The sequence below is a fragment of the Aquibium carbonis genome, from assembly GCF_003970795.1.
Taxonomy (GTDB): domain Bacteria; phylum Pseudomonadota; class Alphaproteobacteria; order Rhizobiales; family Rhizobiaceae; genus Aquibium; species Aquibium carbonis.
Map to the genome: position 1 here is coordinate 13,487 of NZ_RWKW01000038.1, position 20,931 is coordinate 34,417.

General features: G+C 65.5%; 20 protein-coding genes. 8 read left to right on the forward strand and 12 right to left on the reverse strand.

All coding sequences use genetic code 11. The features are described from left to right. Positions 1 to 6: 6 nt before the first annotated feature. The 7 genes from EJC49_RS11300 to EJC49_RS11330 form a co-directional block, all read right to left on the reverse strand. The gene (locus EJC49_RS11300) at positions 7 to 1,695 is read right to left on the reverse strand and encodes a hypothetical protein (protein WP_126700036.1); all 1,689 of its coding nucleotides are present in this window, start codon (positions 1,693 to 1,695) and stop codon (positions 7 to 9) included. A 222-nt stretch (positions 1,696 to 1,917) separates the two neighbouring features. Then, on the reverse strand, positions 1,918 to 2,787 hold the full coding sequence (gene rfbA / locus EJC49_RS11305; protein WP_126700037.1) for a glucose-1-phosphate thymidylyltransferase RfbA: 870 nt from the start codon (positions 2,785 to 2,787) through the stop codon (positions 1,918 to 1,920). Further along, positions 2,784 to 3,644, reverse strand: coding sequence for a dTDP-4-dehydrorhamnose reductase (gene rfbD, locus EJC49_RS11310; protein WP_126700038.1), 861 nt, complete (start codon positions 3,642 to 3,644; stop codon positions 2,784 to 2,786). The genes rfbA and rfbD overlap by 4 nt, the downstream gene beginning before the upstream one ends. After that, positions 3,641 to 4,690: a dTDP-glucose 4,6-dehydratase gene (rfbB, locus tag EJC49_RS11315; protein WP_126700039.1), complete on the reverse strand. Its 1,050-nt coding sequence runs from the start codon at positions 4,688 to 4,690 to the stop codon at positions 3,641 to 3,643. Before rfbB ends, rfbD begins: the two co-directional genes overlap by 4 nt. Next, positions 4,687 to 5,232, reverse strand: a complete 546-nt coding sequence (rfbC, locus tag EJC49_RS11320) for a dTDP-4-dehydrorhamnose 3,5-epimerase (RefSeq protein ID WP_126700040.1) — start codon at positions 5,230 to 5,232, stop codon at positions 4,687 to 4,689. Before rfbC ends, rfbB begins: the two co-directional genes overlap by 4 nt. 238 nt (positions 5,233 to 5,470) lie before the next feature. Beyond that, positions 5,471 to 6,088, reverse strand: a complete 618-nt coding sequence (locus EJC49_RS11325; RefSeq protein ID WP_126700041.1) for a ribonuclease D — start codon at positions 6,086 to 6,088, stop codon at positions 5,471 to 5,473. Positions 6,089 to 6,098: 10 nt separating this feature from the next. Next, positions 6,099 to 7,487: a M20/M25/M40 family metallo-hydrolase gene (locus EJC49_RS11330; protein WP_126700042.1), complete on the reverse strand. Its 1,389-nt coding sequence runs from the start codon at positions 7,485 to 7,487 to the stop codon at positions 6,099 to 6,101. Positions 7,488 to 8,098: 611 nt separating this feature from the next. Between EJC49_RS11330 and polA the strand changes: the two genes are divergently transcribed. Next, on the forward strand, positions 8,099 to 11,086 hold the full coding sequence (polA, locus tag EJC49_RS11335; RefSeq protein ID WP_126700043.1) for a DNA polymerase I: 2,988 nt from the start codon (positions 8,099 to 8,101) through the stop codon (positions 11,084 to 11,086). 61 nt (positions 11,087 to 11,147) lie between these two features. On the opposite strand, the gene EJC49_RS11340 is transcribed toward polA, so the two are convergent. From EJC49_RS11340 to EJC49_RS11355, 4 genes are read right to left on the reverse strand one after another with little or no spacing between them, the layout of a single operon-like run. Further along, positions 11,148 to 11,624 carry a VOC family protein gene (locus EJC49_RS11340; protein ID WP_126700044.1) on the reverse strand — a complete coding sequence of 159 codons (477 nt, stop codon included), beginning with the start codon at positions 11,622 to 11,624 and terminating at the stop codon, positions 11,148 to 11,150. Positions 11,625 to 11,634: 10 nt separating this feature from the next. Beyond that, positions 11,635 to 12,057 (reverse strand): VOC family protein, encoded by a 423-nt coding sequence (locus EJC49_RS11345; protein WP_126700045.1) that lies wholly within the window; start codon positions 12,055 to 12,057, stop codon positions 11,635 to 11,637. A 17-nt stretch (positions 12,058 to 12,074) separates the two neighbouring features. Continuing rightward, a complete protein-coding gene (locus tag EJC49_RS11350; RefSeq protein WP_126700046.1) occupies positions 12,075 to 12,545 on the reverse strand; it encodes an SRPBCC family protein in 471 nt (156 codons plus the stop codon). Continuing rightward, a complete protein-coding gene (locus EJC49_RS11355) occupies positions 12,542 to 13,198 on the reverse strand; it encodes a TetR/AcrR family transcriptional regulator (protein ID WP_126700057.1) in 657 nt (218 codons plus the stop codon). Before EJC49_RS11355 ends, EJC49_RS11350 begins: the two co-directional genes overlap by 4 nt. A 287-nt stretch (positions 13,199 to 13,485) precedes the next feature. Between EJC49_RS11355 and minC the strand changes: the two genes are divergently transcribed. From minC to minE, 3 genes are read left to right on the forward strand one after another with little or no spacing between them, the layout of a single operon-like run. Next, the gene (minC, locus tag EJC49_RS11360; protein ID WP_126700047.1) at positions 13,486 to 14,220 is read left to right on the forward strand and encodes a septum site-determining protein MinC; all 735 of its coding nucleotides are present in this window, start codon (positions 13,486 to 13,488) and stop codon (positions 14,218 to 14,220) included. Positions 14,221 to 14,242: 22 nt separating this feature from the next. Continuing rightward, positions 14,243 to 15,058, forward strand: coding sequence for a septum site-determining protein MinD (gene minD / locus EJC49_RS11365; protein ID WP_126700048.1), 816 nt, complete (start codon positions 14,243 to 14,245; stop codon positions 15,056 to 15,058). Next, positions 15,055 to 15,324 (forward strand): cell division topological specificity factor MinE, encoded by a 270-nt coding sequence (minE, locus tag EJC49_RS11370; RefSeq protein ID WP_126700049.1) that lies wholly within the window; start codon positions 15,055 to 15,057, stop codon positions 15,322 to 15,324. The genes minD and minE overlap by 4 nt, the downstream gene beginning before the upstream one ends. A gap of 32 nt (positions 15,325 to 15,356) precedes the next feature. Here the strand turns inward: minE and EJC49_RS11375 are convergent, their stop codons facing one another. Further along, a complete protein-coding gene (locus EJC49_RS11375; protein ID WP_126700050.1) occupies positions 15,357 to 15,761 on the reverse strand; it encodes a Fur family transcriptional regulator in 405 nt (134 codons plus the stop codon). A gap of 224 nt (positions 15,762 to 15,985) precedes the next feature. Here EJC49_RS11375 and EJC49_RS11380 point away from each other — a divergent pair, with 224 nt between their 5' ends. From EJC49_RS11380 to EJC49_RS11395, 4 genes are all read left to right on the forward strand, one after another. After that, positions 15,986 to 17,434, forward strand: a complete 1,449-nt coding sequence (locus EJC49_RS11380; RefSeq protein ID WP_126700051.1) for a methyl-accepting chemotaxis protein — start codon at positions 15,986 to 15,988, stop codon at positions 17,432 to 17,434. 147 nt (positions 17,435 to 17,581) lie between these two features. Further along, positions 17,582 to 19,798 carry a caspase family protein gene (locus EJC49_RS11385; protein ID WP_126700052.1) on the forward strand — a complete coding sequence of 739 codons (2,217 nt, stop codon included), beginning with the start codon at positions 17,582 to 17,584 and terminating at the stop codon, positions 19,796 to 19,798. A 108-nt stretch (positions 19,799 to 19,906) separates the two neighbouring features. Next, positions 19,907 to 20,281, forward strand: coding sequence for a hypothetical protein (locus tag EJC49_RS11390; protein ID WP_126700058.1), 375 nt, complete (start codon positions 19,907 to 19,909; stop codon positions 20,279 to 20,281). Continuing rightward, complete coding sequence (locus tag EJC49_RS11395) at positions 20,278 to 20,931, forward strand: DUF4760 domain-containing protein (RefSeq protein WP_245453369.1); 654 nt, start codon at positions 20,278 to 20,280, stop codon at positions 20,929 to 20,931. Before EJC49_RS11390 ends, EJC49_RS11395 begins: the two co-directional genes overlap by 4 nt.

The window sequence follows — 20,931 nt, forward strand, 5'->3', positions numbered from 1 at the left end:
ATCGGATCAATCCGCCGGAACATCGGTGTGTGCACCCAGGGGGCAGAGCGTCGCGCCGTCCGAAAGCACGGCATGGGCTTGGTACGCCGCGATCGGATCGGCATTGGCTGCATACCCGCGCCAACCCGGGCGGCTACCGGCAAGGTGCGGATGAACGGCCCCCACATCCTCACGCGGCAATCCGCTCCGCGCCAGCGAGCGGATGATTCCGTCATCATCGAGGAGGACCACCCATTCGGGAACCCGGCGCGCCGCCGCGTCCCATGCCCAACCTTGGACATAGGTTGCGTTGGCAAGCCGCCCGAGGTCGCTGGCCGCGTCGAAGAAGCCCATACAGCGATCGGCTGGCGCGTTTCGAAAAAGCCCGGCGGCGGGGCGACCGATCCACCACGGTTGAGGCCGCGCGTAGACCGACCAGCCGCGAACCGCCAGGCCACGAGCGACCGATTTCAGAGTGCCGGCCGCCGGGAAGATCGTCGTCGTCAGCATCTGTTCGTCATCGACGCCGTTGATGAGGGCGAGGACCGCGGTCCAGTGTCCGTCGGCATGGTCCCTGCTCCAGCGCGCGAGGCCGACCTGCGAGGGGAGCAAGAGGAGACTGACGAGGAGGGCGAGCGCCGAAAGTCCCGACGCATGGAGGCGAGCCCAGTGGCCGAACAAAGCTGCGAAAAGCAAGGTCAGGCCATTCCAGAACAGAACCTGTACGATCGCGTAGCGGGGCGCTTGCGACTGGTAAACGCCGAAGTCGAGCCGCGAGAGCGCCGTCATCATGGCTGCCCCCAGCGTAAACAAGAGCACGAGGGCCGCGAATTGCGCCAGCCGTCCGTGCTGCCGGCGATGGCCAATGCCGACCATGACAAGTCCAGCGATCGCAGCCATGCACGCCAGACTCGATGCGACGAGTGCGATGGCTCGGGCGATCGGTTCCGCGACCACCGTGCGCATGAGGGCCAGCACAGGCGCGGAAAAATAGTAGACGAGGTACTCGGCGACTTCCAGAGGCCGCCCCAGCGCGTGCAGCGGGTTGGTGTGGTTATCAAGTGTCCGCGTGTTGTAGAAGATCGCATATATCGTGATGTTTACGAGAAAGGCCGCGACCAGGACGGTCAGCGCCTTGCGTGGCCAGCGCCGGCTGACGGCCAGAAGGATCGCGGCAATCCAGCCGACCGCGCCATAGGCGAATGAAAAGGTCGCAATCGTCATCAGGACGCACGCCGAGACGACATGCCCGAGACGATGTTCCACGGCATCGTCCGCGTGGTCCGCGACGCTCACGAGCGATCGGAATGCGAGGAGTGTGAACCCAGCCGACATGTACATGTGGATCTGCTTCGGCCAGATCAGGTTCTCATGATGGATCAGCCAGAACATGTTGGCAAAGAACAGTGCCGACACCATCACGAGGGTTACCGTGGAGCGCGTCGCGTGGCGCCGGTACTCGTCGATGAGAAGGACTGCGATCAGCGCGTTGAAGAGCAGGATCCCGGCGACGAGGGAAACGCCCTGCGCGCGAAACAGGACGCTGTCGGCCAGGAACAGCGGCATGACGGCGAACGGAAGATGCTCGTTGTCACGGAACAGGAAAAAGTTGCTCTTCGGTCTTTCGAAATAGACGTTGTGAAGCGACGCCATGTCCCAGAAGGGGAAGACATGCATGTCGCGAAAGGCGACTTGCACCGACAGCGCCACGGTCACGGCGCTTCCAACGACCGCGATGACGAGGATGCCGATTCGCAACAGGGTCCAGATCGACATGGATGCGCCGTCCCGTCCGAGAAGCCTCGAGAGGACGGCTCGCCAGTCGGCGGCCGTGCGCGGAACAATGGACGTGACTTTCATGGGCCGCACCTGCCTGTCCGCGAAAACGGAAGTGGATTGCCGTGGTGCGGCGCCACGGACAGGATCCTGGCAACGGGCTCAGCCCAGGAGGTCGCGGACATAGGCGCCATACTGGCTCTTGTTGAACAATCGTCCGCGCGCGGCGAGCTGATCGGCATCGATCCAGCCGGCGTGATAGGCAATCTCGTCCGGTGAGCCCACCTGGAGACCTTGCCGCTCGGTGATGGTACGCACGAAATTGCCCGCGTCGAGGAGACTGTCGTGGGTTCCGGTGTCGAGCCAGGCAAAGCCGCGGCCCATCTTCTCCACCCTCAGAGAGCCTTCGGCGCGGTAGAGCTCGAGGAGATCGACGATCTCCAGTTCGCCGCGCGGAGACGGCTTCACCTGCTCGGCGAGATCGGGCGCGCGGCCATCGAGGAAATAGAGGCCGGTCACGGCGTAGCGGGAGGGAGGAGCCTGCGGCTTCTCGACGATCGCGCGCACATGGCCGTTCTCGTCGAAGTCCACCACGCCATAGCGCTCGGGATCGACGACATGATAGCCGAACACCGTCCCGCCATGCGGCCTCTCCCTGGCCGCGGCCAGCATGTCGGGCAGGCCGTGGCCGAAGAAGATGTTGTCGCCGAGCACCATGGCCGATGGAGCGCCGCCGAGGAAATTCCGCGTGAGCAGATAGGCCTGGGCCAGCCCGTCGGGCGAATGCTGGACGACATAGGTGAACGAGAGACCCCATTGGTCGCCGTCGCCGAGAAGGCGTTTGAACTGCGGCTGGTCCTCCGGCGTGGTGATGATCGCGATCTCGCGAATGCCGGCAAGCATCAGGATCGAGAGCGGATAATAGATCATCGGCTTGTCGTAGACCGGCAGAAGCTGCTTCGATACGGCCATGGTGACGGGCCAGAGGCGTGTCCCCGATCCGCCTGCGAGAATGATCCCCTTCCTGTTCATCCGGCCCCTCTCAGGTCGTCGACGATGTCTGTCAGGCCCTTGCGCCAGTCCGGTCGTTCGAGGCCGAAGGCCGTGGCGAAGCTCCCGCAGTTGAGGCGAGAATTCAGCGGACGCTGCGCCGGTGTCGGATAGGCGTGGGTCTCGATGTCCTCGACCAGGCAAGGCAGGCCGGCGGCGTCCATGATGGCACGGGCAAAGTCGGCCCAGCTCGTGTCGGGCGTGCCGGCGAAATGATGCGTGCCGCCATCGGCCCCCGCCAGCATGGTTCGGGCCGCGGAAAAGAGGGCGTCGGCGATGGCTGCGGCCGGTGTCGGTGCGCCGATCTGGTCGGCGACCACCTTGACCGTTTCCCGCTCGCGGCCCAGTCGCAGCATCGTCTTGACGAAATTCGCGCCATGCGCGGACACGATCCAGCTGGTGCGCAAAATGAGGTGCCGGGCTCCGCTTGCGCGGATTGCGGTCTCCCCCGCGAGCTTCGACCGGCCATAGGCGCCGAGCGGCGCGGGCCGGTCGGTGGGATGGTGAGCGCGGGTGCCTGCGCCCGCGAACACGTAGTCGGTCGAAAGATGCAGCAAAGGCAGGCCGCGCTCGGCGCAGGCACGGGCCATCGCGCCCGGCGCTGTCCCGTTCACGATCGTGGCGCGCGGCTCCTCGGCCTCGGCGCGGTCCACCGCCGTCCAGGCGGCCGCGTTGATGACGGCATCGACCGGTGTCGACAGGATCGCGGCGGCGCAGCGTTCGGGAGCTTCGAGATCCGCCTGGTTTCGATCGAGGAACGCGGCCTCGACGCCCGGCGGGCAGCGCCGCGCGAGTTCGCGCGCCACCTGGCCGGTCTGTCCGAAGACGAGCAGTCTCATGCCTTGATGCCCATCCGTTCGCCGACGCCCTTGCGGTCCTGCAAGGGACGCCACCAGGCTTCGTTGTCGAGATACCATTGCACCGTGCGCTCCAGCCCCTCCTCGACGGTGACCGACGGCCGCCAGCCGAGTTCGTCGCGGATGCGGCCCGGGTCGATGGCATAGCGGGCATCGTGGCCCGGCCTGTCCGCAACGAAGCTGATCTGGTCGGCATAGGAGCCGTCGGCCTTCGGTCTCCGGCGATCGAGAACCGCGCAGATCGTCCGGACGAGGTCGATGTTGCGCCGCTCGTTGCCACCGCCGATGTTGTAGCTGCGGCCGGTGCGCCCTTTCTCGAGAACGAGAAGCAGTGCTTCGGCATGATCCTCGACGTAAAGCCAGTCGCGCACGTTCTCGCCGGTGCCGTAAACCGGGATCGGCTTGCCGGCGATCGCGTTCAGGATCACCACCGGAACCAGCTTTTCGGGGAAATGGTAGGGGCCGTAATTGTTCGAGCAATTGGTCAGGACGACCGGCAGCCCGTAGGTCTCGAACCAGGCACGCACCAGCATGTCGGACGCGGCCTTGGACGCCGAATAGGGCGAGCGGGGGTCATAGGCCGTCGCCTCGGTGAACCGGATCTGCGGATCGGCGGGCAGGGAACCGTACACCTCGTCGGTCGAGACATGGTGGAATCGGAACCCGTCCGGCGAGCCGCAGCGTATCCAGTAGCTGCGCGCGGCCTCGAGCATGTTGAAGGTGCCGTTGACATTGGTCTCGATGAAATCAGCCGGGCCGTCGATCGACCGGTCCACATGCGATTCCGCTGCAAGATGCATGACGGCGTCGGGCTGGTGGCGTTCGAAGATGGTATCGATGGCGGACCGGTCGCGGATGTCCGCGTGTTCGAAGGCGTAGAGCGTGTTGTTGGAGACCGTGGCGACGTTCTCCAGCGAGGCGGCATAGGTCAGGGCGTCGAGGTTCACGACCGCGTGCCCTTTCGCTACCGCGAGCCGGACCACGGCCGAGCCGATGAAGCCGGCGCCGCCCGTCACCAGGATCTTCATGCGTTGTCACCGAAAACGAAGGGGCTTTGGAACCCGGCGAAGGCTGGCGCATCCGCATCCTTGGCCGAAAGGACCGGAGCGCCTTCCAATGGCCAGTCTATGTCGAGGCTGTCCCAGCGCACCGAGCCGTCGCAGGCCGGCGCGTAGTAGTCGGAGCACTTGTACTGGACTTCGCTGCGTGGCAGCAGCGTGACGAAGCCGTGCAGGAAGCCTTTGGGGATGAAGAATTGCCGGCCGTTCTCGGGCGTCAGTTCGATGCCCGACCAGCGCCCATAGGTCGGCGATCCCCGACGGATGTCGACCGCGACGTCGAAGATCGCGCCCCGCGTGCATCGAACCAGCTTGTCCTGGGCATGCGGCGGGGCCTGGAAGTGCAATCCCCGCAAGGTCCCGGACTGGATCGACATCGAGGCGTTGTCCTGAACGAAGTCGACGCCGATGCCGGCATCGTCGAAGTGTCGCCGGTTCCAGGTCTCCTCGAAGTAACCTCGTTCGTCCGAGAACCTGCGCGGCTCCAGAACGACTAGGCCGACAGGATCCATCTCGTCCACTCCCAGGGTGCGTCGTCATCCGGCTTCGCATGGCACTCGTGAATATCTGAGACGAGCGGCTTGGTTGCTCAGGACGACTTACCCGTCCGCGCGCCAAAGACAAGACACATCGCCTGGTCCGTGGCCACAATCTTTCGCAGCCCGCCCGAACGCGGGCCTTCCGCCCTCTGGCGAGGGGTGCGGCCGACCCATTGGCCGTGCGCGGCGTACGACCGCGGCGACGTGTGCGTCACGAATGGGCGAAGATGTCCTCTTCGTCCCAGCCCATCAGGTCGAGCCTGGCTCGCGTCGGCAGGAAGTCGAAGCAGGCCTTCGCCACGGCCTCGCGCCCGTCGCGGACGAGCCGCGCCGTCAGGGCTTCGCGCAGCCGGTGCAGGTGCAGCACGTCGGAGGCCGCGTATTCGAGCTGCTCGGGCGAAAGGATTTCCGCGGCCCAGTCGGACGACTGCTGCTGCTTGGACAGGCTGATGCCGAGGAATTCCTGGCAGACGTCCTTCAGCCCATGGCGGTCGGTGTAGGTGCGGGTCAGGCGCGAGGCGATCTTGGTGCAGAACACCGGCTGCGGCATGGCCCCGAGGTTGTGGAAGAGCACGGCGAGATCGAACCGGCCGAAATGGAAGATCTTGGTGATGCTCGCGTCTTCGATCAGCTTGACCAGGTTCGGCGCGTCGGTCTGGCCGCGGTCGATCTGGATGACGTCGGCCGAGCCGTCGCCCGGAGAAATCTGCACGACGCAGAGCCGGTCGCGATGCGGCTTCAGGCCCAGTGTCTCGGTGTCGATGGCGACCGCCTCGACATCGTAGTGCGATAGGTCGGGCAGATCTTGTCTGTGAAAACGGATGGTCATGGTGTTCTCCTCACGCTGCCAGTGCGCCGAGGATGCGCGCCCACGATCGCTGGCCCTTCTGGAAGGATGACAGTTCATATTTTTCGTTCGGCGAATGGGCGCGGTCATCCGGCAGGCCGAAGCCGACCAGCAGCGAGTCCATGCCGAGCATCGACTGGAAATCGCCGACGATGGGAATCGAGCCGCCCATGGCGACCATCACCGGCGCTTTCGGCCACTCCGCGGCGAGCGCCGCCTTGCCCTTTGCCAGCAGCGGCGAGTCATAGGGCAACTGGATCGCCGGCGAGCCGCCATGCTCCTGGAAGGAAACGGAACAATCGGCCGGGATGCGGGCGCGCACGAAGTCGCGGAATGCGGCGCGAAGAGCCTCGGGGTTCTGGCGATGGACGAGCCGGAACGAGACCTTTGCGGAGGCTTGCGCGGCGATCACGGTCTTGAAGCCCTTGCCCGCATACCCGCCCGAGATGCCGTTCACCTCCACCGTCGGCCGCGCCCAGGTCAGTTCCAGCACCGAGCGACCCTTCTCGCCAGCGGGGATCGCCAGCCCGATCTCTGCGAGGAAGGTGTCGGCCGTTCGCCCGAGCTTGTCCCAGCTGGCCAGAACATCCCGGGGCGTTTCGTCGACGCCGTCGTAGAAGCCGGGAATGGTCACACGGCCGTCGGCATCGTGCAGGTCGGCCAGCACGCGCGACAGGATGTGGATCGGGTTGGCCGCCGCACCGCCGTAGAGCCCCGAATGCAGGTCGCGGTTCGCCGCATGGACGACGATCTCCTCGCCGACCAGCCCGCGCAGGCCTGTGCAGATCGCCGGCGTCTCGTGATCGAGCATGCCGGTGTCGCAGACCAGCGCGAAGTCCGCCTTCAGTTCCGCCGCGTTGGCTGCGAGGAAGGGCTTCAGCGAAGGCGAGCCCGATTCTTCTTCGCCCTCGAACAGGATCGTCAGCGCGCAGGGCAGGGCGCCGGTGGCCGCCTTCCAGGCGCGACAGGCCTCGACGAACGTCATCAGCTGGCCCTTGTCGTCCGCAGCGCCGCGTCCGGATATGACCTTGCGCCCGGACGTGCCGGTCTTGATCTTCGGCGTGAAGGGATCGTTTTCCCACAGTTCCAGGGGGTCGACCGGCTGTACGTCGTAGTGTCCGTAGAACAGGTAGTGCGGTGCGTCGGCCGACGGGCCCGCATGATGCGCCACCACCATCGGATGGCCGGTCGTGTCCCGCACGCTGGCCGTGAAACCGATCGAGGTCAGGTCCTTCACCAGCCATTCCGCGGCGCGGCGGCAGTCGGCGGTATAGGCCGGATCGGTCGAGATCGACGGAATCCGCATCAGCTCGAACAGCCGGTCGAGACTGGCGTCGAGGCCGGAATCGAGAGTGGAGAGAACGGAAGCGGGAACGGACATGCTGGAAAACTCGCGGATGCGCTACGGGAAGGAAGCACAAGCCTAACGCATGGGTGATCGAAAGGGGAGGGGGTGCCGGCCGCGACCCGAGAACAGGCCCGACTTTTCGAGGAACGTATTCATGGGCCAACACGATGACAGGCGAGCATGGTGCGCGCCGTGGCCGTCATGAGGGGCTGCAGAAACGAAAATCGGCCACCGTGGTGGAGGGGGGATACCACGGTGGCCGTACTTTAATTCGCGGCGGCCCGGAGAGGGGGGGATGAGGCCGCCGCTTTGTTCGGCGAGGCGGGGGACGGGCCTTTGACCGAACTCGGAAACAACTTCCGATGACTGGAAAATTGGATTTCGATCGTGGCGTTTCAAGGGCGTGGAGATTACATCTTCGTAACGAACCCGTGAAGGCTGGAGCCCTTGGCGCGCCGGGCTTTCGGGGCTTGGAGGTGTCGCCCACGCGCGCGTGCCCGGGCCTTTCGTGATGGACGGAGCCACGGCCTGCGCCCATCGTGGCGGTGCCGGTCGCAAGATGCGCGTCACAGCCTGGCGGGAGCGCGAGGCGCGGCGTCGTTTGGCGTGGATTTCGACGCCGTCCCGCGCTAAGCCTCTCCCCCATGAAAAAGGGTGATCACCTCTTCCTCGTCGACGGCTCGGGTTACATTTTCCGGGCTTACCACGCGCTGCCGCCGCTGACGCGCAAGTCCGACGGGCTGCCGGTCGGCGCGGTTTCGGGCTTCTGCAACATGTTGTGGAAGCTGATGGTGAGTGCCCGCGACACCGATGTCGGCGTGGTGCCGACCCATTTCGCCGTCATCTTCGACTATTCCTCCAAGACCTTCCGCAACGAGCTCTATCCCGAGTACAAGGCCAACCGCTCGGCGCCGCCGGAAGACCTCGTGCCGCAGTTCGGGCTGATCCGGCAGGCGACACGCGCCTTCGACCTGCCCTGCATCGAGATGGAAGGCTTCGAGGCCGACGACATCATCGCCACCTATGCGCGGCTCGCCTGCGAGGCCGGAGCCGACACCACCATCATCTCCTCCGACAAGGACCTGATGCAGCTCGTCGGTGAGACGGTATCCATGTACGACCCGATGAAGGACCGCGAGATCAGGGTTCCCGAGGTCATCGAGAAATGGGGCGTGCCGCCTGAAAAGATGATCGACCTGCAGGCATTGACCGGCGATTCCGTCGACAACGTGCCGGGCGTCCCGGGCATCGGCCCCAAGACCGCCGCGCAGCTTCTCGAACAGTTCGGCGATCTCGACACGCTGCTCGCCCGGGCGTCGGAGATCAAGCAGAACAAGCGTCGCGAAAGCATCATCGAGAACGCCGACAAGGCGCGCATTTCCCGCGAACTCGTGCGGTTGCGCGACGACGTGCCGCTCGTCGACGGGCTCGATGTGCTGACCTTGCAGCCGCCCAACGGGCCGAAGCTGATCGGCTTCCTCAAGGCGATGGAGTTCACCTCGCTGACCCGCCGCGTGGCGGAGGCGACGGGCGCGGATGCGGCAGTCATCGATCCGGCCGACATCGTCGTGGAGCGCGGCGAAGAGGCTCACGGTCCGGATGTCGGAGCTGGTGAACAGGTTCCCACAAGCGATCTGGCAGGCAAGGGCGCAGGCAGCGCCGGACCAGTCGCGAGCAAGGGGGCATCCGCTGCGGCTATGGCAGGCACACCGACCCCGGCCAACCTCGTGGCGACCCGTGCCGCCGAGGCCCTCGCGGCGTCGATCGACCGCACCGCCTATGTCACGATCCGCGATCTCGACACGCTGAACGAGTGGCTGGCCGATGCGCGCGAGACGGGCGTCCTGTCGATCGACACCGAGACGACGTCGCTCTACCCGATGGAGGCCGAGCTCGTCGGCTTTTCCATCGCAACCCGCCCCGGCAAGGCGGCCTACGTGCCGCTCGCCCACCGCAACGGCACCGGCGACCTGCTCGGCGGCGGCGAACTGCTGCCCGGCCAGATCCCGTTCGCTGAAGCGCTGGCGGTGCTGAAGCCCGTCTTGGCCGACCGGTCGGTGCTCAAGATCGGCCAGAACATCAAGTACGACTGGGTGCTGCTCGACCGGCTCGGCCTCACCATGGCGCCGCTCGACGACACGATGCTGATCTCCTACGTGCTCGACGGCGGTTCCTCGAGCGGCAACACCGGCGGCCACGGCATGGACCGCCTGGCGGAGCGGTGGCTCGGCCACACCTGCATCGCCTACAAGGATGTCGCGGGAAGTGGTAAGTCGCAGGTTACCTTCGACATGGTCGACATCGAGCGTGCCACCGCCTACGCGGCGGAGGACGCCGACGTCACGCTCAGGCTCTGGCGGCTGCTCAAGCCGCGCCTCGTCGCCGATGGGCTGACCTCCGTCTACGAACGGCTGGAGCGGCCGCTGATCGACGTCCTTGGCCGCATGGAGCGGCGCGGCATCGCCGTCGACCGGCAGATCCTGTCGCGACTGTCCGGCGATTTCGCGCAGGCCGCGGCGGCGCTCGAGGACGACATCTACCAATTGGCCGGCGAACGCTTCAACATCGGATCGCCCAAGCAGCTGGGCGACATCCTGTTCGGCAAGATGGGGCTCGCCGGCGCCACAAAGACCGCGACCGGGCAATGGTCGACATCCGCGCGGATCCTGGAGGACCTCGCTGCCGAGGGTCACGACCTGCCGCGCCGGATCGTCGACTGGCGCCAGCTCACCAAGCTCAAATCCACCTACACCGACGCGCTGCCGGGCTTCATCAATCGCGACACCAGGCGCGTCCACACCTGCTATTCGATGGCCTCGACCTCGACGGGCCGGCTTTCGTCCTCCGAGCCGAACCTGCAGAACATCCCGATCCGCACCACCGAAGGCCGCAAGATCCGCACCGCCTTCGTCGCCGAGCCGGGCCGCAAGCTGATCTCGGCCGACTACTCCCAGATCGAGTTGCGCGTGCTCGCCCACGTCGCCGACATCCCGCAACTGCGCCAGGCCTTCGCCGACGGCATCGACATCCATGCCATGACGGCATCGGAAATGTTCGGCGTGCCGGTCGAGGGCATGCCGGGCGAGGTGCGCCGTCGCGCCAAGGCGATCAACTTCGGCATCATCTACGGTATCTCGGCCTTCGGCCTGGCCAACCAGCTCTCGATCCCGCGCGAGGAGGCAGGCGCCTACATCAAGAAGTATTTCGAGCGTTTTCCAGGTATCCGCGACTATATGGACGAGACCAAGGCGACCGCGCGTGACAAGGGCTATGTGGAGACCATCTTCGGCCGCCGCGCGCACTACCCCGAGATCCGGGCGTCCAACCCGCAGGTGCGGGCCTTCAACGAGCGCGCAGCCATCAACGCGCCGATCCAGGGTTCGGCCGCCGACGTCATTCGCCGCGCCATGGTGCGGATGGAGGCCGAGCTGGAGAAGGCGGGGCTTTCGGACGTCGAGATGCTGCTCCAGGTGCACGACGAACTGATCTTCGAGGCGCCCGAGAGCCTGGTCGACAAGGCCATCCCGCTGATCCGCTCCGTGATGGAGAACGCGGCGATGCCAGCCGTCGCCATGCGCGTGCCCCTCCACGTCGACGCCCGCGCCGCCGACAACTGGGACGAAGCGCATTGAGAACGCCGGCGGTCATGGGGCCGCCGGCTTGGTTTGCATATCCGCAATGGATCGTCGGCGGTCAGCTCGCGGCTGCGGCCTCCAGCGTCGCGATGTCGATTTTCCTCATGCGCATCAGCGCCGGCCACACCTTGGCTGCTTGCGGGCCGGTCAGCAGCTCGACCGAGCGTTTCGGCACGATCTGCCAGGACAGGCCGAAGCGGTCCTTCAGCCAGCCGCACTGGCTCTCCGCGCCGCCATCGGCGGTCAGAGCCTCCCACAACTGGTCGGTCTCGGCCTGGTCCTGTGTCGAGACGGAGATCGACACGGCCTCGTCGAGCGTGAAGTGTGGCCCGCCGTTCAGGGCCTGATAGGGCGTACCGGCAAGCGTGAACTCGACCATCAGCACCTTCCCCGGCTCGGCCATGTCCTGGCCATCCGGATAGCGGCCGACCCGGTCGATGCGGCTGCCGGGCAGGAGCGAGCAGTAGAACTCGGCTGCCGGCAGCGCCTGGTCGTCGAACCACAGGCAGGTGCGCACCTTCGGGGTGTTGGCCATGCCGTCCTCCTCAGCCGACGCGCTTCGACCCTTCGATGATCAGCATCCACGGCGTGCCGAAGCGGTCGACGAACATGGCAAAGCGGTCGGCCCAGAAGGTTTCTGCCGGCGCCATCATCACCCGTTCGGCATCCTTCGACAGGATCGCGTAGATGCGGTCGAATTCGTCCATCGAGGTCGGTGTGATGGAAACCGAGAAACCCTGCGGCTTGGAGTACCACTCCTCGGGCGCATCGGATGCCATCACCGTGGCGCTGCCGAGTCGTATCGACATGTTCATCACCAGATGGTCGCCGCCCGGCATCCGATCCTCCGGCGAGGGCGCGTCGGCATTGGTGAAGACGCCGAGGACGGTCCCGCCCAGCGTCTCGGCATAGAGGGTCATCGCCTCGCGGCAATTGCCCTTGAAGTTCAAGTAGATCGTCGGTTCCATGGGTCGTTCTCCCGGTTTCAGAGTGTCTTTGCCAGTTCCTCGAGCTGGTCGGCGGCCTTGCCCCAGCCCTCGTGGAACCCCATTGCCTCGTGTTCCTTCATCGTCTCCGCGCTCCAGTGCATGGCGCGGGCGGTGTAGTTGGTCCGGCTGTCGCCCCTATCCTCGAACGTCACGTCGCCGACCATGAAGGGCCTGCCTGACGGCACCCATCCCGGCAGGAAGGCGTCGGTGAAGACCAGCCGCTTGCCGGGGACGATTTCCAGATAGACGCCGATGTTCTCGAAGCGCTCCCCGTCGGGACCGTTCATCACGTTGAAGCTTTCGCCGCCGGGCCTCAGGTCCACCCGGCTGTCGGTGACGTACCAGGGCTTGGGGCAGAACCACTGGTTCAGGAGTTCAGGTTCGGTCCAGCAGCGCCAAAGCGCGGCGGCAGGTGCGTCGATGACCCGTTGCAGGGTGAGGACGTGTTCGGGCTGGGGGGTGGTCATGCTGATGCTCCCATGATGCTTCTGGATGCCGAAGCGGATTCCGGTCGGCCTTCGGCGTGAAAGAGGCTCTCGATGTAGCGCCGAAGATGATCGATCGCCTCGACGGCGTGACGCGCATCGCCGCTCGCCTTTGCAAGGATGAAGCCACCCTGAATCACGGCCTGCGTGTGCAGCGCCAGGCTCTCGGCGGTCCACCCCGCGTCGATGCCCTGCGCGTCCATTGCCGCCTGGATGTCGGGGACCAGCGTTTCGGCATGGCCATGGATGCTGGCCCAGCACGCGTCGCGGATGTCCGGGCTGGTCTCGTAGGCTTCCTGCGCCATGGTGCCGACGAGACAGGTGAATTCGGGCAGTGTCCCCCGGATCAGCTGCCGCCGCAGGTCGACATAGGCCAGCAGCCGGTCGAGCGGATCCTCATGCCGGTGGTAATCCGAGCCCGCGAAAAGCGCACCGGTCACTTCAGACCAGTGCCCGGCGGACGCCACGGCCAGATCGTCCTTGGACGCGAAATGGTGGAAGAAGGATCCCTTTGATAGCCCCGCCGCCTGGCAGATGTCGTCGACCGTGGTTGCCGCGTAGCCCTTGGCTCGGATGACGCCAAGGGCGGCGTCGAGCAGCCGCGTGCGGGTTTGTGGGTTGGCGGGCCTTGCCAAATCGGGTGCTCCAAAAGGTTGATTACCGAGATATATACCAACCAGTTGGTATATTATCAAGGGCGATGTTCTGCCCTGTTTGTCTGGCCGCCGGAGGCCGACGCTGTCGACGCCGCATGCGCGTGGGCCGCTTGCAATCCCCGGATCTGGCCGCGTTTACGCAGTCCTTGCTGCGGCGGCTGGTCGTGGCTGCGCATGCTGTTTCCGTTCGCCTTTCCGGCTTCGCGTTAACCAGTTGTTAACCATCGGGGCCCCAATCCTTAACGCAGAAGTAAGGAATCGACTCGGTGACCAGTGCCGCCCCCATCGACAAGAAAGCGATCCGTTTTCGCGCCCGCTCCTTCGTGGCTTTCGCATTGGCGCCCGAGGCGCCGCTCGGCGAATGGATCGAGGGTCTGGACCGCTGGATCGAGAACTCGCCCGGCTTCTTCACCGGGCGGCCCGTGGTCCTCGATCTCGGCGCCCTGAAGCCGGCCGCAGACGATGTGGCCGGTCTGGTTGCCGCGCTCGCCGCCCGCAACATCCGTGTCTATGCGATCGAGGGCATGGAGGCCGAAGCCGCGACCATCGACTTGCCGCCCCTGCTGACGGGAGCGCGCGAAGCCACCCTTGACGGACTGCTCGCCCGAGGCGCCGCGCCGACGGCGGAAGCTGCCCCGGTCGCAGACATCAAACCGGTCGTCGCACGGTCCGGCCAGACTTTGACGATCGACACGCCGGTACGCTCCGGCTCGTCCATCGTCCACATGGAGGGCGACGTGATCGTACTCGGCGACGTTGCCTGGGGATCGGAAATCGTCGCTTCGGGCTCGATCCACGTCTATGGCGCATTGCGCGGGCGGGCTCTGGCTGGAGCCGACGGCAACGACAAGGCCCGCATCTTCTGCCGCCGCAACGAAGCCGAACTGATGGCCGTCAATGGCTGGTACCGCACTGCCGAAGACATGGAACCCGGCCATCGCGGCGCGGCGGTCCAGGCCTGCCTCGACGGCGGCGCGCTCGTCATCGCACCCCTCAAGTGATAAGGATTGGAGAAACTCCGAAATGGGCAAGGTAGTCGTAGTCACGTCGGGCAAGGGGGGCGTCGGGAAGACGACCTCGACGGCTGCTCTGGGCGCCGCGCTCGCACAGACCGGCAAGCGCGTGGCCCTCGTCGATTTCGACGTGGGTCTGCGCAATCTCGATCTCGTCATGGGCGCAGAACGGCGGGTGGTGTTCGACCTCGTCAACGTCATTCAGGGGCACGCGAAGCTTTCGCAGGCGCTGATCCGCGACAAGCGCATCGATACGCTGTTCCTGCTCGCGGCCTCGCAGACCCGCGACAAGGATGCCCTGACCGAGGAAGGTGTGTCCGAGGTCATCGCGCGGCTGAACCAGGTGTTCGACTACGTGCTGTGCGACAGCCCGGCCGGCATCGAGCGTGGCGCGCAGCTCGCCATGCGCTTCGCCGACGAGGCGGTCATCATCACCAACCCGGAAGTCAGTTCGGTGCGCGATTCCGATCGCATCATCGGCCTGCTCGATTCCAAGACCATGAAGGCGGAGCGGGGCGAGGAACTGAAGAAGCACGTGCTGGTCACGCGCTACGATGCCGAACGCGCCGCGCGCGGCGAGATGCTGGCCATCGACGACGTGCTGGAGATCCTGTCCGTTCCGCTGCTGGGCATCATTCCCGAAAGCCAGGGCGTGTTGCGTGCCTCGAATGTCGGCGCCCCGGTGACGCTCAACGAGCCGACCAACCCGGCCGCCAAGGCCTACAAGGACGCTGCACGCCGGCTCGAGGGTGAGAACCTCCCTGTCGTGCTCCCGTTCGACAAGCGGGGAATCTTCGACCGGCTGTTCAGAAGGAAGGCGGCATGACACTCCTATCGCTCTTCAAGCGCCGCGCCAGCGCGCCTGTCGCGCGCGAACGCCTGCAGTTGCTGCTCGCCTACGAGCGCAACAACCGCAACAAGCCCGACCTCGTCGCCGTGCTGCGCGAGGAGATCATGGCGGTGATCGGCAGGCACATCCAGATCGACCAGGATCAGGTTCAGATCACCATGGATCGGGGCAAGACCACCTCGACCCTCGAGATCGACATCCAGATCCCGAACGACGACAAGGGGCTTGCCGTCGCCTGCTGAAGGCGACGGTCTGACGTCGCGGACTGGCTTGCTCAGCCCTTTGCGGCGGCGCAATCCTTGCACAGCCCGCGAAACTCGATCACGGCCCTGTCGGCCTTGAAGCCGGTGGCCGACACCCAGTCGCCGAGCCGCTTGCCGATCGAGGGATCGGAAAGCTCGGCGACCTGTCCGCAGTTCTCGCAGATGGCGAACGCGGTCAGGGCGTCGGCGTGGTGGTGATGCTCCGAACAGGCGACGAACGAGTTGATGCTCTCGAGCCGGTGAACCATTCCGGCCTTCGTCAGCCGGTCGAGCGCGCGATAGACCTGAAGCGGCGCGCGGAAACCCTCCTCGCGCAGCCCGTCGAGCAGTGCATAGGCGCTGACCGGCCCTCGGGCCGCTTCGAGTTTTTCCAGCACCAGCAACTGGTTTCGGGTCAACGTCGTCCGGTCGTTCATCCGCCCATCCTGGTTTCGGCCCATGCCCGCCCACGGGGCGCGCCGACATTTCCCTTATGTGCGCCACCGGTCCGCGCTCTGCAAGCCTGCCAGGGGGCCGTCCCGTGGGCGCCGACACGGGCCATGCCTCGCGTCAAGGCTGCGCATCGGCCCGCTGCAACCAGGGTTAACAGTTTCGAAACACCCAACTTGCTACAACCTGTAGACAAGGGTGGGGAGCTACCATGAACGTCGTCAATTCTTCGATCATGCCCGAGCGGGCCATCGCGTCGCCATTGGCGACCGACATTTCCGCCATCGGCCCGCGCGCCAGCCGGCTCGGATTGGAAATCGCCGGCATCGCCGGCCTCGTCGAGGACATGGTCGGCCTCGGCCGCATTCAGGAAGAATCACTGCGTGCCGTCGTCGCATCCGCCCGCCAGACGGGGGACACGAACCGTCGGCTTGCCGAAAGCATGAACGAGGCGAAATCTTCCGCCGAGGCGACCCGTGCCGTCCTGGCGGAAAGCGCCGACACCGTGGCCAAGACGATTGGCAGCTCCGTCGAGCAGCTTCAGTCGCTGAGCAAGGGTGTGCTGACCTTCACCGAATCGCTGGCACGCGTTTCCGACACCATCCGCCAGGTGAGCGCGGCGAGCGCGTCGATCAACGAAATCTCGCGTGAAACCCAGCTCGTCGCGCTCAACGCTTCGATCGAGGCCGCCCGCCTCGGCGACGCCGGCAAGGGGTTTGCCGTGATCGGCGCGGCGGTCAAGGCGCTGGCCGACCAGATCGGCATGTTCGCCAAGCAGAACGAAGTCAGCCTCGCGTCGCTGGAAGGCACGCTCGAGGACCTCTTCGCCCAATCGCGGCGAAGCGCCGTCACCGCCGAGGCGGCAATGGAATCGTCCGGCCAGGCGGCCGACACGACGCAAACCATCAAGTCGCTGGTCGCCAGCGTCGAGACGCTGACCGACCGCATCGTCGGCATGTCTGATCCGGTTCAGCTCAACATCCGTTCCAGCGAGAATGTCCGCGACGAACTGAGAAAGCTGGTGGGCATGGCCAGGGACTGTCACGTCAAGCTCGACGACGCGGGCGAAAGCTCGAAGGCGATCCTCGACATTTCGGAAAACCTGATCCTCTTCATCGCCGAATCCGGCATCGAGACGCCCGACACCTTCTTCATCGACCTGGTGCGGGAAAAGGCGTCCGAGGTGGCCGATCTGTTCGAGGCGGCTGTCGGTTCCGGCCAGATCGGCCTTGGCGATCTTTTCGACGAGGACTACCGCCCGGTCCCTGGCACCAACCCCGAGCAGGTGTTGACGCGGTTCACCGCGTTTACCGATCGGGTGCTGCCGGCCGTGCAAGAGCCGGTGCTGAAGCTCAACGACCGAATCGTCTTCTGCGCGGCGATCGATCGCAACGGTTACCTGCCGACCCACAATCTCGTCTATTCGCAGCCGCCGGGCGACGACCCGGTGTGGAACGCCGCGAACTGCCGCAACCATCGCATCTTCAACGACCGTACGGGCCTCGGCGCCGGGCGCAACACGCGGCCTTTCCTGCTGCAGACCTATCGGCGCGACATGGGCGGCGGAAACTACGTCCTGATGAAGGACATCTCCGCGCCAATCTTCGTGCGCGGCCGTCATTGGGGCGGCTTGCGCATGGGCTACAAGCCGGAAAGCTGACCTCCCACGCGCTGCCGATCGCAAGGTTCCGGGCTGCTCGGCGGCTCGCATTGCTGTCCGTTTGGTCTCCGCTCCTAAAAACAGCCCCATTTCGCCAACACCAATGTTAACGTTGGGGCAGTTGAAGTGGCTTGGGAGAATGACGGCATGATTTTTGGACCTGGCGCGAAGGCGCTCATGGCGAGCGTGGCCTTTGCTGCGTCACTCGTGGGACCGATGGCGAGCAGCGCGTTGGCGCGCACCAATTACGCGGTGGTGGTGGGCGTGACGGAGTATCCGCACCTGCCGCGAAACACCTGGCTCGTGGGCCCGCGCAACGACGCGCTGCTGGTTCGGGACTACCTGCTCAACCAGTCGCCGGTTCCGTTCGATCCGGCCAACGTCGCCATCCTGGCCGACGACGTCGATGGCGGTCGCGAACCGACGCTGGCGTCGATCGTCGAAACCCTGGACGACATGGCGCAGAAGGCTGAGCCGGGCGATTTCCTCTACCTTCAGTTTTCCGGCCACGGCTTCCAGCAGACGGCGGCCGATCCCTCCAGCGAGCTGGACGGCCTCGACGAGATCTTCCTGCCCAAGGATACCGGGCGCTGGGTCGACCGCACCCAGGGCATGCCGAACGTCCTGGTGGACGACATGGTCGGCGACGCCCTCGATCGCATTCGCGAGAAGGGCGCCTTCGTCTGGGTGGTCTTCGATTCCTGCCACTCGGGCACTGCCACCCGCGCGGCCCCTGGCGACGATGTCCAGGAGCGCAAGATCGACCCCGAATCGGTCGGCATGCCGCCGGAGGTTCTCTACGAGGCGGCGACGTCGCGCGACGTCATGGCGCGCGAAGCCCCGGTGCGGATCGAACCAACTGGAGCGGCATCCACCCGCAAGGGCGGCATGGTCGCCTTCTTCGCCGCGCAGACCAACGAGACGACGCCGGAAATGCCTCTGCCGAAGGGTGCGGAAGGCGCGACGAAATACGGGCTGTTCACGCACACCATCTTCTCGCGCCTGGCCGAAAACCCGTCGGTCACATATCGGCAACTGGCCGAGGGCGTGCTCCAGCACTACACGTCGATCAATCGCACCTCCACCACGCCGCTTTTCGAGGGCGATCTCGACGCACCGGTCTTCGGCATGGAGATGGAAGAGTTCATTCCGCAGTGGCCCGTCCGTGTGGCTGACAGCGGCGTCACCATCTCCGGCGGCCTGCTCAACGGGCTGGTGCCCGGAACGCGGCTCGCCCTGTTGGAGAAGGCGGGCGACACGATCGACAAGGCGATCGGGTATCTTCAGGTCGATCGCGCCGACAACTTCACCAGCCGTCTCGTGATGGCGTCGCCGCCGGTGCAGGACGAAGCGGACGAAGTCGATATCGCGTTGACCGAGGACGAACTGGAAGCGACCAGCCTGACGGTCAAGACCCTGGGCGACATCCCCGCTGGCGCCTATGCACGCATGGTGGAGGCCACTTTCGAATTCACGCTCACCGTTGCGAGGCCGGTTGCTTCGGACGCGCATCCGGAGCGGGTCGCCATGGTCAACGAATTGCTCGAAGCCTTGGCGGAGGACCAGAACCGGCCGATGCGGATTGCCCTTGTCGCGCCCGGCGAGCCGGCGGATCTTCGGCTGGCCGTGATGGCCGAAGCCAGTCTGGATGACGCCGGCCTTGGAGCCAGCACGCTCCCGACACTCTGGTTCCTGCCAGAGTCTGGCGAGCTGTCGCTGGAGGAAGGACGCCGCCCGCCCTCGATCACGATGGAGAGCGACGACACCGCGGCCATCGGCGACGCCATCGCGCAGTATCTCGCCCGCATCTACCGCGCGACCAACTTGGCCCGGATCGGCCAAGGGTCGGACTATGGCCCGCAGGACGTCGAGATAACCTTCACGCTGCGTCGCCAGGGAACCGGGGAGGAGGTACCGATCGAAACGACCAATCTCCCGGTCGGCCTGCCCGGCGATCGTGTGCATCTTCGGGCCACCAACAACACCGGCTCGGCGGTCGACATCAACGTGCTCTACATCGGCAGCGACTACTCCATTGGCTTCATGGGCAAGGAACGGTTGCAGCCTTCGGCGACCATGGACGACGAGTTCATCGAGTTCACCGAAGATAGCTATGGCAAGGAACTGATCGTGGCCGTGGCATCCGAGGTGGTGCCGCTGAAGGCGACACTCGATCTCTCCTACCTGGGGCAGCCTGGGGTGCGGGCGATGACACGAGGGCCGTTACCCGAAAGCATCGCAGATCTGATTGGTGAGATGGATTCCGGCATGGCGACACGCGCGGGAAAATCGCTTTCCGACCGCCAGAACAAGCAGCGCGGTTCCGTTACGATCTATCCCGTACAGACGGCGCCGCGTCCTTGAAGCACACTTGACCACGGGCGCCCTTGCGCTCGTGGTCCCTTTGGCGGAAACATTGGCGATGGCACATAATGATGTGCGTGGCGATCGCAAGGGCGGAGAACATCGTCGATGACGCGTCTCGTTCGAATTGCCGCCGGTCTGGTTGCGGGGACCATCGCGCTCGGCTCGGCAGCGGCGCAAGGGACCTGCGGTCTCTGCGCCAGCGAGGTCGTCATCAGTCCTCCCCTGGCGGCCTGTCTTCTCTCCCAGTACGAGATCCTTGCCACCGGCGACGATGGCGGGGCGATCGCGATCGATCTGACGGGCTGCGAGCAGGAGCGCGGCATCATCGCGGCGTTGCCGTCGCTCACCGCCGCGCCGCCGGAACCGGACCTTCAGTTCTTCGTCTCGAGGCGACAACTCGACTGCCTGAAGACCCGGCTCGAGACCCCAGGCGCGATCCAGGCGCCGGTTTCGACCGTCGACCTGAGAAGCTGCCAGTGAGCGCGGCCCCCGGCAAGGTCGCGGCCACCGCGACACGGCTGGCGGAGCGAACGGAGGCGTTTCCCGAGGTCGAGGACGTCGAGAAGCGCGAGAACAATCCGTTCACCGACGGCGACTGGCGCATGCTCTCCTACGCCTGGAGCGGCTTCGCCCTCAGGATACTTCTCGTTCTGGGCACCATCTTCTCCGTTTACCAGTACATGCAGGCGCGCGAGGAAAAGCGGATCGAACGTACGCTCGAACTCGTCGAGCTTTGGGACCAGCCCGAATATCAGGCCGCCCAGCGTTCGCTGAAGCGTCGGCTGACGGAGCTGAACGCACGCTTTTCCGCCGATCTCGGGAGGTCGACCACGCCGAAGGAACTGGCGATCTTCCAGGAACGCATCGGCATCGAGGCGATGAAGGCGGAAGGCGGAACCATGTCGTCAGACGAGTTCCTGGAATCCTTCGACCGCATCGTCTATTTCCTCAACCGCGTGTCCTTCTGCGTCGATGGCGGGCTCTGCTCGAAGGACGTCGCCGAAGCCTATTTCCGCGATTTCGCCCAGTCCTTCTGGGGCTACTTCGCCGGCCATATCCGGCAGGAGCGGCGTCGTGGCTCCCCCAATCTGGCAAAGCCGCTCGAGGATTATGTCTCGGCGGCACGATAG

What these genes read in the sequence shown, in the direction of transcription:
- EJC49_RS11385 (WP_126700052.1), top strand. Translation starts at nt 17,582, where the DNA reads ATGATTTTTGGACCTGGCGCGAAGGCGCTCATGGCGAGCGTGGCCTTT.
- EJC49_RS11345 (WP_126700045.1), bottom strand. Translation starts at nt 12,057, where the DNA reads ATGGAACCGACGATCTACTTGAACTTCAAGGGCAATTGCCGCGAGGCG.
- EJC49_RS11390 (WP_126700058.1), top strand. Translation starts at nt 19,907, where the DNA reads ATGACGCGTCTCGTTCGAATTGCCGCCGGTCTGGTTGCGGGGACCATC.
- minD (WP_126700048.1), top strand. Translation starts at nt 14,243, where the DNA reads ATGGGCAAGGTAGTCGTAGTCACGTCGGGCAAGGGGGGCGTCGGGAAG.
- polA (WP_126700043.1), top strand. Translation starts at nt 8,099, where the DNA reads ATGAAAAAGGGTGATCACCTCTTCCTCGTCGACGGCTCGGGTTACATT.
- minE (WP_126700049.1), top strand. Translation starts at nt 15,055, where the DNA reads ATGACACTCCTATCGCTCTTCAAGCGCCGCGCCAGCGCGCCTGTCGCG.
- EJC49_RS11325 (WP_126700041.1), bottom strand. Translation starts at nt 6,088, where the DNA reads ATGACCATCCGTTTTCACAGACAAGATCTGCCCGACCTATCGCACTAC.
- EJC49_RS11340 (WP_126700044.1), bottom strand. Translation starts at nt 11,624, where the DNA reads ATGGCCAACACCCCGAAGGTGCGCACCTGCCTGTGGTTCGACGACCAG.
- rfbC (WP_126700040.1), bottom strand. Translation starts at nt 5,232, where the DNA reads ATGGATCCTGTCGGCCTAGTCGTTCTGGAGCCGCGCAGGTTCTCGGAC.
- EJC49_RS11375 (WP_126700050.1), bottom strand. Translation starts at nt 15,761, where the DNA reads ATGAACGACCGGACGACGTTGACCCGAAACCAGTTGCTGGTGCTGGAA.
- rfbA (WP_126700037.1), bottom strand. Translation starts at nt 2,787, where the DNA reads ATGAACAGGAAGGGGATCATTCTCGCAGGCGGATCGGGGACACGCCTC.
- EJC49_RS11330 (WP_126700042.1), bottom strand. Translation starts at nt 7,487, where the DNA reads ATGTCCGTTCCCGCTTCCGTTCTCTCCACTCTCGATTCCGGCCTCGAC.
- rfbB (WP_126700039.1), bottom strand. Translation starts at nt 4,690, where the DNA reads ATGAAGATCCTGGTGACGGGCGGCGCCGGCTTCATCGGCTCGGCCGTG.
- EJC49_RS11380 (WP_126700051.1), top strand. Translation starts at nt 15,986, where the DNA reads ATGAACGTCGTCAATTCTTCGATCATGCCCGAGCGGGCCATCGCGTCG.
- rfbD (WP_126700038.1), bottom strand. Translation starts at nt 3,644, where the DNA reads ATGAGACTGCTCGTCTTCGGACAGACCGGCCAGGTGGCGCGCGAACTC.
- EJC49_RS11350 (WP_126700046.1), bottom strand. Translation starts at nt 12,545, where the DNA reads ATGACCACCCCCCAGCCCGAACACGTCCTCACCCTGCAACGGGTCATC.